The following is a 13,751-nucleotide window of genomic DNA, read 5'->3' on the forward strand; positions in this document are numbered from 1 at the left end:
ATGAGCTATCTTGACACACTCTATCGCGCGTTTGCGGATTTTCGCAGGAATACTGCGGACGACCGCGAATGTGCCGCGCACCGCCGCGACGTTGCCAAGATCGACGCAGAAAAAGACTGCGTCGAGGTTACGCGCGTAGTTTGCGATATAGAGAACGACTGGATAGACGCGATAGAGGACGGGCTTGCTTTTGTGGAAAAGGCGCTCGCCGAGGAGCGACAGTTCATACGCGCCGACGGCGAAATAGTGCCGATAGAAAAGGTCAAGCGCGTGTCGCGCGATTCGGTGGAGCACCTATCGCGGCACAGCAATCTTATAACAAAAAAGAGCACAGGCGACAATCTTATCCCCGAACAGCTTTACACGGTCGAACGGCTTAACGACTATGCGGTGTACGAAAACAGGTTTTTGTACATGCTTTTGACCTATCTTAACGAGTTTATCGGCATGCGGTATATGCGCATACTCGACTTGACAAATACTTATCAAGGCAGTTTGGATCTTGAAAAAACAGTGGAAACGCGGCACAAGCAAATCAAGTACAAATTGAGCCTTGACGAAAAGTTGCGCGACGATCCGATCATGCGCGAACTTAATCCAAATAAGGACGTGATCGAGCGCATAGGCATGTTGCTTAAAACGGTTAATCATTACATGTCCACGCCGCTCATGGAAGAAGTATCCAAAGCCGCGCTGTTAAAACCGCCCATAACCAAGACCAACGTCCTTAAAATGGACAAAAACTTTAAGGGCGCTGTCGCGCTTTACGAATATATTTCGTCGTATGACAAAGACGGGTACACCGTCGAAACGGTCAAAAAGAAGATGCGGTTTTCCGAGCTTGTCGCGGACGAGTTTGCCGAGGCTTACGCGCTGTCCGCGTTCTTGACGTATCAGTACGGCATGGGCATTAAAGACATGCTCAAATCGCGATACGACGAGGAGGAAATGCGGCGCAAGGCGATTGCCGAGCAGGAACACCTTGACAAACTGCGCAAACTTCGCCGCAGGATAGTCGAGTCGGGCGAAAGTCCCGAGGAATATATGCTGTTGCTCGAAAAGCAGTTGCGCGTGTTCGAGGGCATACATCAAAAACTGTCCGACGCGCTCGACGAGGTCGATAGGCTCAACGGCGAAATAGAAAACCTGCACGGCGAAATAACCGCGCTTACGCAAAAGACGGACGAGCTTAACGCGGAAATCGCGCGGTTGGAACGCAAGTACATAGACGATATGGCGGAACTTCGCGCCGAGCATGAGCGCGAGCTGTCGGAACTTAACGACAGCCACCGCGAACAAGTGCAAGCGTTGTTGCAGTCGCACGCGGAAGAAATTGCCGAGCTTAACGACAACTGGCAAGCGCAAATCGACTACATAGCGCAACAGCACAAAAACGAGCTTGACGAACTGCGCGAAAAATACGAACGCGAGGCGACCGAGCTTAAAGCGGCGCACGCGGCGGAGCTGGAAAATATCGAGGCGGAGCATGCCGCGCAAATACAACAAAAGACCGAGGCAATAGCCGAGCTTACCGCGCGGAACGCACGGCAAGCCAAAACGCACGCCGAGGAGCTTGCCGCGCTCGACGGCAGATATAAACGCGAGATGGAAACGCTTAACGCGGAAATGGAAAAAAAGGAGCAAGCCGTTCTCGACGTAAAAGCGGAAAACAGGTTGCTCTCCGACCTCAAAACTTTGTCGGACGGACGGCTTAACGCGTTGCGCCACGAATACGGCTTGACGGACGAGGCGGATGACTTTACGACCGAAGCCGCGTTTAACGAGCTCGAACATCAATATAATTCGTTCAGGCGGTTTTTCAAAGGCGAGTGGAAAAAAACCAAAAAGAAAATTCGCGCCGAGCTATTGCACGCTTATAGCATTGCGGACGGGGTGCTCGGCGAGGACGGCGCGACCGCGAATAACGTTTCGGGCGTGTACTCTATTGTCAACGTCAAAAAGTCGGAAGCGACCGACGCGGGCGCAGATTTTTCGAGTATAAAAGATAAAGTCGGCAATAATGCGGACAGCGTCGAGAACGTCGGCGAGGATAGCGCGCAAGGCGCGACCGAGCGGCAAAACGCGACGGAAGAACGTGTCGGCGACAAAAAGCCGAGCGCGCAAAAAAACGCGCAACGCAAATCGACTGCTTCTGCGCGCACTGTAAAACGTCCCGCGCAGGCGGAAAAACAGGTCGAGCAAGACGGTAAGACAGCGTATAGCGAAGTGCCTATACGCGCTACGGTTGCGGAGAATTCTATGCCCGACGCGAACGGCAAGGAGGACGGCGGTACGGACAATGCGTAAAGCAAAGCGAATAAAATACGCCGTCTGTATTACGACGTTCGTCATAGTGAGCGCGCTATTGTTAGCGGCGCTCGGCACGTACATAGGCGGAGAGCGCGCGTTCGATTTTGCGCTTGTGCGCTCCGAAACGATGTACGTGTGCGTTACGCTCGCGGTTATTTTGCCGCTTTTGATAGTCGCGTTTATTTTTGTCAACCTGCGGCGCAAAACGCACATAACGCGTATTAGCGACACGTCCGCGCCCGAAGTTCAAGCGGGCGACGTATCGGACGAGCCTACGCCCGAAAAAGCAAATAACGGGGAGCGGTTTCCGACGCTAATAAAGATAGACCGCGAAAAAGAGAAGTACGAACGAAGCGACTACGACGAAAGTATAACGCTTAAAACCCTGTGCGAAAACTTGCGGAACTACGCGGCGAACCAAAAACTGTATTACGACATAGAGGATATACGACGGTTCATAGCGGGATTGAGCGTGTCGCATATCATGATACTGCAAGGCATGTCCGGCACGGGAAAAACGTCGCTGGCGTATGTGTTCGGGAAGTATTTGGATAACCCGTCAACAGTAATACCGGTACAGCCGATGTGGAAAGAACGGACGGACTTACTGGGCTATTACAACGAGTTTACCAAACAGTTCAACGAAACGCCGTTGCTTGAAAAGATGTACGAAGCAAACTACGGGAAGGATATATACGTAACGGTGTTGGACGAAATGAATATAGCGCGAGTGGAGTATTACTTCGCGGAGTTTCTGTCAATGCTGGAAATACCGGACGCGGAAAAGCGGTATTTGACGGTAGTGTCGAGCCAATGGGAGAAAGACCCGAAACTGTTGAAAGAGGGCATGATAAAACTGCCGGACAACATGTGGTTCATAGGTACGGCAAACAACGACGACAGCACGTTTGCAATATCCGACAAAGTGTACGACCGAGCAATGGTAATGAACTTGGACAACAAAGCGGAGCCGTTTATAGCGGCGAAAGAACGGACGGTGCATATAACAGCGGAACGGTTTAACGCAATGGCGACAGCGGCGCGAAAAGAATACCGCATGACAAAGCGGAACGAACGGCGACTGGAAATGCTGGATAAGTACATGATAGAGCATTTTCACGTGACGTTCGGCAACCGAATAATGACGCAGATACGAAAATATATCCCCGTGTATGTCGCGTGCGGCGGGGAGGAACTTAACGCATTGGACGACATACTGTCAAAAAAGGTGTTGAGGAAGATAGAAACGCAAAACCCGATATATGTAAAGAACGCGGCGGAAGGTTTTTGCCGCTACCTCGACGACCTGTTCGGCGACGACAAAATGCCGCTGTGCAAACAGCTTATGCGCAGGTTTGAAAAAAATATTTAACAGAATTGCCGCAGTGCGGCGAGTAAACCGCAACGCTTTGCAAACGAAATTCGCAAACAAAAACCTTAAAAGGAGGTAACCGTGAATAAAAGCAAAACAGTAAAAAAATCGAAATCGGTATATATTATCGGATCGATAACTATCGGCATTATCGCGCTTCTCGCGGTGTACCTCATACTCATAGCGACTGGCGTAATATCCGCCGAGCCCATACGCATAACCGTGTCGACAGAATCCGCCGTATCGGAATACGACGGCGAAAAATTGACCGCCGACGGTTGGGAACTTTCGGACGGCAAACTCAAAGACGGGCACACGCTTAAAGTGACGGTCACGGGCGGGCAAACGGAAGCGGGCGCAAGCAAAAACACCGCCGTCGCAACCGTGCTCGACGAAAAGGGTTACGACGTTACGGACAGCTATAAAATCACTTTCGATGCGGGCACGCTCGAAGTCACACCGCGCATGATTGTCGTGCGGTCGGCAAGCGCGGAAAAAATATACGACGGCACGCCGCTCACTGCGGACAGCTGTTCGCTTGCGGAAGGCGAATTGCTTGCGGGGCACGAAATTAAATACACCGTAAACGGCACGCTGACGGGATCGGGAAAAACAAACAACACTTTTGTCGCGACGGTGACGGACGGCGCTCGCGACGTGTCGCACAACTACAATATAAATTACCTGTACGGCACGCTGTACGTGCACGGCGAAAAGCTGGAAATTTTGACGCACACGGCGCAAAAGACTTACGACGGCGCCGCGCTCACTTGCGATAAATGGACGCTGTCGAGCGGCGTTTTGCGCAACGGCGATAAGTTATCCGTTACTGTGCTCGGCAGTCAGACCGAAGTCGGCACATCGCAAAACATAGCTTCGTGCGTGGTTACAAACGCGTCGGGCGAAAACGTGACCGACTATTACGAGCCTGTGTTCACTTACGGCACGCTCACCGTCGAGCCTATAATCATACTTATAGAAACTCGACCCGCGTACAAAGTTTACGACGGCACGCCGCTCGCGAGTGACGGCTGGCGTGTAGTAACCGACGATACGCTCGCTACCGACGATTGGAACGCGTCGGGCGACAGCGTTACGGTCGGCGAATACACGGTTACGGCAAACGTCGTCGGCAGTCGCACGGACGTCGGAATATCGGACAACAATGTTTCGGGCGTGTCGGTCATGTCGAACGGGCAGGTTGCCGACTGGGTGGAAGTGCGCTACAAGTTGGGCTTGCTCAACGTTACGGCGCGCAATCTTACAGTCAAGTCGGGCACGGCGAGCAAACCGTTTGACGGCACGCCGCTCACTTGCGACGAATACGAAGTGGTGTCAATGACAAAAGTTGCGGACGGTCAAACTCTGACTGTTATAATTTCGGGCACTGCTACTTTTGTCGGAACGGTTGCCAACACCATTGCGGAAGTGATTATAAAAGACCAAAACGGCGAGGACGTTACGCGTAACTACAACATTAAATTGCAAGAGGGGCAACTTGCTATACTCGGCGATGACGGAGGCACAGGCGGTAACGAGGGCGGCGACGGTTCGGGTGATTTAGGCGACGACGGGAGTTTGGGCGGCGACGAACAGGACGAGCCGAAGCTCGCGCTTAAACTGCGTTCCGATCGCGACGGCGAGGTCTATTTGCGGTACAAGAGTTTCGGTGCGTACAACGGCGGCGGGTTTGACGAAGCCGCGGAGTACGGCGGTACGGGGTTAGGCGACGGACTGGGTATGAACTATTTGACGGGCGCGGCGCTCGCTGTGGCGGGGTACGAATACTATCGCGCAGAGCTCGAACTTGTAAACACGTCGCAATATTTCTTGCCGTACTATTTGAGCGTCGAACAGCTTGGCAGTACGCCGCAGGCGAGCGACGTTGTGTATACGGGCAATCAGTCCGTATATGCGGCATACTATTATGCGTATAACTACATAGCGGACGGGGGCGCGGCGACGGAGGGCGTTGCGCTCGGATCGTTGTCGGCGGCGGAACTTGCTTACCGCGCGTTTGCGTATGCCGAGTATTGCGGGCTGCCCGATTTTACGCGCGAATACGTCGATAAACTGATTGCCGATAACGGTTTTGCGGATTTGCCGCTTGCCCAAAAAATTTCCGCGGTGGCGAACTATGTGCGCAATGCGGCGAAGTACAATAAAAAATACGACGTTGCACTCGACGCCGAAGCGGACGTAGCGGTCGCGTTTTTGGATAGATATAAAGAGGGCGTTTGTCGGCATTACGCGGCGGCGGCGACGGTTATATTTCGCGCGCTCGGTATTCCGTCGCGGTATGTCATAGGCTACACGGCGCAAGCCAAAAACGGCGAGTGGGTGGAAGTCACTACGGACAAAGCGCACGCGTGGACGGAAGTGTATATCGACGGTGCGGGCTGGGTGTTTATAGAGGTCACGGGCGGCGGCGCGGGCTTCGACGGCACGGGCGGATCGGGTTCTACCGGAATAGGCAATCCCGACAGCGATAAAAAACTCAATATAAAACCGTTCGACGTGTATTTGAACGTCGCCGATTTCGACGGTTCGCCACTTACATATACGCTCGACAGATTGCAGGGCTTGTCCGATTTGGAAGCCGCGGGCTGTCGTTATGAGTTTGCGGTCGAGGGATCGCAAAGCAAGGTCGGCATAGGCGAGAGCAAAATAACCGAATTTAAACTGATTGACGGGTACGGCAACGACGTTACCGACGAATACAATATAACGCTGTCAACAGGCAAACTTCACATTTACGTGCAGGAGATCACGGTGCGCACGGAGTCGCTCGAAAAGGTTTACGACGGCGGTGCGTTGCGATCGGCGGAGGGCGAAGGCTATTCGTGCGCGGGCACTATGCTCGACGGGCACAGCATTGCTTCGGTCGTCATGACGGGTAGCCGTAAAAACGTCGGGCGCAGTTCCAACACGTTTGAAATAACCGTGATCGACGCGAGCGGCGCGGACGTGACGTATATGTACAAAGTTAATGCGGAGTTGGGCGTTTTGCGCGTTACTGCGCGCACTATAACCGTCACGGCGGATTCCGCAGTGGGATATTTTAACGAACTTAACGGCGCGGCGCTTGTTTGCGGCGAATATACCGTAACGGGCGAGGACGGCGGACTTGCCGACGGCGACGAAGCGACGGTCACTATCAGAGGCGAGCAAAGCGTTATAGGCAGGAGCGAGAACACCGTGGAAAAGGTGGTAATCAACAATGCCGACGGCGAGGACGTTACGTCCAATTACGTTATTAAATGCGTAAGCGGAACGCTTACCGTAGTGCCGCGCCGTCCCGCAAATACCGCGGAGGAGGTTGTAAACTATGCTGTACGCGGAATATAACAAAAAAATGAAAAAGGTCGCGGCGTTCGTAAACGTTTTGCGACGGTTCAAAATACTTATAATAGTAATCGTCGCGCTGTTGCTTGCAACCGTTGCGGCGTTGCTCGGCACGCGCGGCATTGTTTACGACAGCGTCAAATGTCCGCCGCAAATAGTGTACGGCGAATCCGTCGAGTATAAGGCGGGCGCGTTCCTCGGCAATGTCGTTTACGAATACCGCGAGGACGGTAGCGACGTTTGGACGCGCGAAATGCCTAGGCGCGCGGGTAAATACGTTGTTCGCGCCGTGTCCGAGCGCACGTTCGGCGCAATGAGTTACGGCAAAACTTACGCGTTTGAAATTCTGCCCAAGCCTTTGGACTTGAACGTCGCGGCGACGGTCGTGTACGGCGAAAAACCGCAGGTGACGGCGGAACTCGTTTACGGCGACAGCATAAGTATAGGACGGTTCGAGTACGCGGATATTTCGCAAACCTCGACGTTAGTCAACGTCGCCGCAGATTCCGTCGTCATTACCGACGAAAACGGCGAGGACGTGACAAGTTCGTATGCGCTAAACGCCGTAAAAAGCAATATAGCGTTTACCGCGCGCGCAATAGAAATTACGGTCGAGGGCGTAACTGAAGAGTACGACGGCAAACCGCTCACGTCGAGCGCGTGGGAGCTGACCGACGGCACGCTTGCTGACGGCGACAGCATTGTGCCTGTTTTTGACAAGTCGCAGACAGACATCGGCGAAACCGAAAACACGCCGCAAATCAACGTTACGCACAAGGTTTTAAACGGCGACGGCATAGACGTTTCCGCTAACTATGCTATTACCCAAAACATAGGCAAGCTCACCGTCAAAAAGCGCACGGTAGTAATTACGACCGCCGACGGCACGCACGAATACGACGGCGCAAAGTTTTCCGAATACGGCTACACGGTGTCCGACGAAACGCCGATTGCGGAGGGCGAGCGACTGGAAATAGCGCTCGCGGCGTCGCTTACCGACGTGGATAAAGCAGAGAATTTGATGGTGTTTAAGGCTTTTGCGGCGGACGGGCGCGAAGTTACCCACAACTATGCTTTTGTGGTCAGCGCAGGAACTATAGAGGTTACGCCGCGCATTATCAACGTGCGGGCGGCAAACGGAACGCATGTATACGACGGTAATAAGTACGTAAACAAGAATTACACCGTAACGGGGCAAACCACCGTACTCGGTCACAAACTCGTCGTTTCGTCCTGTTCGGAAATAACAAACGTCGGCACGGAAATCAACGTGCTCGGTTTTGACGTGGTTGCCGCCGACGGCAAAACAGACGTCGGGAAAAACTATAACGTCGTTTGCGAAAGCGGTACGCTCGAAGTTACGCCCAAAACCGTAACCGTTGTTACCGCTACCGACAACGGCATAATATACGACGGGAAAGATCATTTTAACGACAGCTTTACAAGCGACGGGCTTGTCGGCGATCACAGTCTTAAAGTAGTTTCGCACACCGTCGTGAACGACGTCGTTTTCGGCGACGACGGGAGCGTTATAGGCACGCCGAATTCGCTCGGGTTCGAGGTTGTCGGCACGCTCGAATCAAATTACAGTCTGGAAATAACGCGCGGCGTTCTTACCGTAAACAAGCGCGCCGTCACAATAGAAACTCCCTCGGAATCGCACGTTTATGACGGTACGGAAAAGCATACCGCCGATCCGTTTGTCGTACAAACGTCGCCCAATCCGATTGCCGACGGGCAGAGTATTTTTGTCGTAAAGCGCGCGGGACTGACTGACGTAAATTCGTGCGACAACGCAATTGAATTTGAAATAGTTGTAAACGCGGTGTGGGACAAGATACAACAAGGCATTTACACCTATGACGAATTAGTCGAGCTGTACAAAGAGTTTCAACAAGGAATAATCGAGTATGACAAAATCGACGAAATAATAAAGACAAAAAATTACGATATTACGATTGACGTCGGCACGCTCACCGTTACCAAGCGTCCCGTGACTTTTACTGCGGGCGACTGCGAAAAAGAGTACGACGGCGCGCCGCTTGTTAATACCGCTGCCGATAACTTTACCGCCGACAGAGGCGAGAACGTCGGTTTGGCGAACGGGCAAAAAGCGGACGCGACATTTGTCGGCAGTCTTACGGACGCGGGCGAACAGAAGATCAACGAAATATCTTCGGTCGTTATTTACAAGACGGACGACGCGACAAAAACGCCGCTTAACGACAATTATGATATTACGCTTGTCAAAGGCAGTTTAAAAGTAACGCCGCGAAAAGTTTACGTCACGACCGAATCGGACGAGTGGGTTTATGACGGCGGAGTACATTCCAACAAGGAATTTTCCGTTACGCGCCTGCTTACGGAACTCGGGCACAGTCTTAAAGTCAAAACGTTTACCGAGGTTTCGGAGGTCAAACGCGGCGCGAATAATGCGGTTTTGACCGAGCCGAACGAACTTACTTTCGACGTGGTCGGCACGCTTGCGAGCAATTACGAAATACTGTACGCCAAGGACGGCAAAGGCGCGCTTAAAATAAAGCCCCGACCGATTATCGTCAAGACCGCGACAAATACCAAGGTTTACGACGGCAAAGAGTTTATCGACAGGCGGTTCGATATTGTTTTGGGCACGCTTGTCGGCGGGCAAAGCGCGCGCGTGCTCAATTACAATACCGTTTTGATAAAAAACATCGGGTCGGTTATCAACGTCATGGACGTGATTATCGAAAACGCAACCAAACAAAACGTTACGCACAATTACGACATAACTTATCAAAACGGCACGCTTACCGTAACGGCGCGCGAAGTGACCGTCAAGACAAACGCCAACAGTTGGGTTTATAACGACGTCGAGCGTTTCGACAAAGGTTATACCGTGACGAGCGCGCTCGATTTTGTCGCTGGTCAGACCGTTACGGTCGCCGAATACGAAACGATTACCGACGTCGGCAAAAAAGAAAACGTGCTTAAACTCACCGTTGCCGACGAACAGGGAAAGAACGTAACAAGCAATTACAAACTGACTTACGTGTATCAAGACATAGAGGTAACGGCGCGTCCCGTCACCGTAAAAGCCAAGGACATAACGCGCGTGTACAACGGTAAAGTCGTTGCGGGCGACGTGTACGAACTTACGGCAGGGTCGCTTGCGGACGGACACAGCGGCGCGGCTACTCTCAATGCGGAATATATAAACGTCGGAAAGTACAGTTCCGTCACCGTTGTTAAGCTCGATATTTTCGACGGAAAGAAGACGGAAAAAACGTCTAACTACGCTATAACATACAGCGGCGTTGCGGCAACGCTCACCATTACGGCGCGCCCTATAACGCTCTCGTCGTTCGGCACGGAGGATGACGAACGCTTTTATTGCGACACGTACTGGTATTACGACGGCACGCCGAAGTCGTTTAAAGCGTTTGGATTTTTGTATGAGCGCGACGACGACGGCAATCCTCATCCGGACAAAGGTTTAATTTTTGAATACGACGCGGAAATAGGCGCATATACGGCGTTGCATAATTTGGTGGGCGACAGCGACAGCTGGTCTACTATAACGGACGCGGGCGAGTGCGAAAACAGGTTTACGGCGAAAATAACGGACAAAGCGGGCAAAGACGTTACGGCTAATTACCAAATAACGTATGAGTACGGCACGCTTATCGTTCTGCCTCGACCCGTTAAGATTGTAACCGCGTCGGAAGAATTTGTGTATAACGGCGATCCGCAGTACAACGAAACGTGGAGCGAAAAATCCGATTCGCTCGGCTTTGTGTTCGACCATACGTTAAAAGTAACTACGCATACGGAGATAACGAACGTAGCCGAAGGTACGGTCGATAATGTATTGACGTTCGATATAATTAACGCAGAGAACGGCGAAGTTAAAGCCAAATCGCAAAACTATGACATAACGGTCGAATACGGCGAGCTTGTTGTTTTGCCGCGTCAGCTCGACGTTGTTACAAACAGCAACGAATGGACTTACGACGGCAATGCGCATCACGACGACGGTTGGGATTACGCCGAAAATTCGTTAAAGCCCGTCAAGGATCATCGATTGATTGTAGCGGGATATATCGAAGTCAAGGACGTTATGCGCGACGAACTCGGCAACGTCGTAGGCAAAGAGAACGTATTGCAGTTTGAGATTACGGGCGCGGACGCGAGCAATTATCAAATAAACGCCGTTAACGGCACGCTTACGATACTTCCCGTCGATATTGTCGTCAGGACGGAAGATCTTGAAAAGATTTACGACGATACGCCGCTTAACGGCGGCGCGGCGGAGGTAAGCGGCTTTTTATTCGGGCATAGAGTGCTGTTAAAAAACCTCGAAGTTGCGATAACCGACGTTGCGCAAAGCGGCACTGTCAACCTTGCGGAAGTGGATTGCATTAAAGACGCGCAAGACAACGACGTGACCGACAATTACGATATTACGTATATTCTCGGAAAACTCACAATTCAGCCGCGCTACATCAAGATACTGACCGCAACCGACGAATGGATATACGACGGCGAGGAACACTACAACGACGGGTGCGAAGTAACGGACGGTTCGTTGGTTGACGGGCATAACTTGATTGTTACCCAACATACCGTCATTAAGAACGTCGGAAAAAAGGATAACGAGCTTGTCGTATCCGTGCGCAAAGGCGAGTTTGTAAAAACGCCCAATTACGCTATCGAATTCGAGAAAGGCACTTTGACCGTCGTTAAAAAAAGCGGCGGCGGATCGGGCGACGGTGACGGCGACGGTGACGGACCTATAATCAGGCTTTATTCGGAAACAGACGGGGCGGTGTACTTGCGGCAAATGAGTTACGGCGACTATACGGGCAAGGTAGGCGCAAATAGATTCGATGAATATAACTGGGGCGACGCGCCCGTTTACAGCGGTCAAAAAATCAACTATAACGGAAAAGATTACGGCTTAAACTACCTAACGAGCATAGCGTTGCAAAACAGCGGGCTGACCGCGGATAGCATCGAAATAGAACTGCTTGTTGACTATACGTATTCGCTTCCGTATTACCTCGCTCTTGCCGATTTGGAGCGGCAGACGAGCGACGGCGAATATTCGTCGAGCGTTACGCGGTACAGCGCGCAATTCTATCGTTACGACTATTTGTCGGACGGCGGGGCGATATTGTCGTCGTCAAATATAGGGATTTACGACCGCGTCGAAGCCGATTACCGCAAGTTTGTTTACGAGCATTATACGTCTGTGCCGCAAGCTACGCTCGATTATATGCTGGGCGTTATCCAAAAACAGCGGTTCAGAAAGGACGATCCCGACGTTATAACAAAGGTGTCGAAGTACGTGCGCACCGCCGCGAGGTACGATTTGGATTACGACGTCGCGCTCGACGCGGAAGACGACGTTGCTGTCGCGTTCCTCGAAAAGTACAAAACGGGCGTGTGTAGGCATTACGCAACCGCGGCGACCGTGCTGTATCGCGCTCTCGGTTTCCCCGCGCGTTACACCGTCGGGTTTAAAGGCGCGACAAAGGCGGGGCAGTGGACGGAAATATCCGACGGGCACGGCTGGACGGAGGTGTATATCGACGGAATCGGCTGGGTTGCTGTGGAAGTCACGGGCAGCGGTCAAGGCGGTTCGGGCGGCGACGGCGACGGCGACGGCGACGGCGACGGTAACGGCGGAGGCGGTGAAGGCGGCGATTCGGATAAAGAAAAACTATCGATTCGTCCAGTCGAAGTCAGCAGGGAATATAACGGGCTTGCGTTGCTTGCCAAAAACGAGGTAGAGGACGCAGGCGTCGATTATGCGTTTAAAAAACTGATCGAACTCGGTTACACCTATATAGTCGAGGTAGAGGGTAGCCGCGTCGAAGTGGGGCGTTCGGAGAGCGTCATAAAAGCGTTTAGACTGTTCGACCCGTCGGGCGAGGACGTAACGGGCAAGTATAATATAGTTTTCGAAAAAGGCGTTATTTGGGTCACCCAAAAGCCCGTGCACGTCAACTTGCCCGTCCTTAACAGGGCATACGACGGCACGCCGCTTCGGTTCGAGGAGCTGTTGCCCGATATTTACGGTTATTACTGGGACGAGTTGCCGCAGGGCGTTGCCGACGTTGTTATCGACATGGGCGAGTACGAGGGCTTTACGGACGTCGGCAAGATAACGGCGGGCGAGCTGTCGCGGCTGTTTGAGGACATGGGTTGGTGCCATGTTTACGCCGCCGACGGTACGGACGTGACGCAGTCGTATACGGTCGTGTTCGATTCGGGCGGACTGGAAATTACGCAGCGCGAAATAAATATAGTGACCGGTAGCGCCGACAAGATTTTCGACGGCACGCCGCTGACCTGCCACGAAATACTTATGCCGATAGGCGGCGCGGGGCTTGTGGACGGTCACGAAATACAAATAGAGTTTACGGGCGCGATTACCGATATTGGCGTTGCCAACAACAGCGTTAAAAGCGTTAAGATAACAAACGGCGACGGAATTGCCGTGACCGCAAACTATAAAATTTCAGTAACTTACGGCAAGCTGGAAATAAAGCCGTAAGCGGTTTACAAACAACTACCCGTTGCGCTCGGCGGTAATGTCGCGGCGCGGCGGGTTTTGTTTTGCTTTGTATTATAGTTGCGGGCGCGGCGTGACTGTATAAATACGTTAAAACATAAGATGCCGTACGGCGGCGCGACTCGATTTATTGTCGAAAACGGCATATAAATCCGACAATGTTTT

4 protein-coding genes are annotated in these 13,751 nt (G+C 52.3%); all 4 read left to right on the forward strand.

The features are described from left to right. Positions 1–2,307, forward strand: a complete 2,307-nt coding sequence (locus NFR57_RS00520) for a DUF2357 domain-containing protein (protein WP_251181880.1) — start codon at positions 1–3, stop codon at positions 2,305–2,307. Next, a complete protein-coding gene (locus NFR57_RS00525; protein WP_251181881.1) occupies positions 2,300–3,682 on the forward strand; it encodes an AAA family ATPase in 1,383 nt (460 codons plus the stop codon). Before NFR57_RS00520 ends, NFR57_RS00525 begins: the two co-directional genes overlap by 8 nt. 81 nt (positions 3,683–3,763) lie before the next feature. After that, the gene (locus NFR57_RS00530) at positions 3,764–7,030 is read left to right on the forward strand and encodes a transglutaminase-like domain-containing protein (protein ID WP_251181882.1); all 3,267 of its coding nucleotides are present in this window, start codon (positions 3,764–3,766) and stop codon (positions 7,028–7,030) included. After that, positions 7,011–13,568, forward strand: coding sequence for a transglutaminase-like domain-containing protein (locus NFR57_RS00535; RefSeq protein ID WP_251181883.1), 6,558 nt, complete (start codon positions 7,011–7,013; stop codon positions 13,566–13,568). Before NFR57_RS00530 ends, NFR57_RS00535 begins: the two co-directional genes overlap by 20 nt. Positions 13,569–13,751 lie beyond the last annotated feature (183 nt).

The sequence above is a fragment of the Anaerocaecibacter muris genome, from assembly GCF_943192945.1.
GTDB classification, from domain to species: domain Bacteria; phylum Bacillota; class Clostridia; order Christensenellales; family Pumilibacteraceae; genus Anaerocaecibacter; species Anaerocaecibacter muris.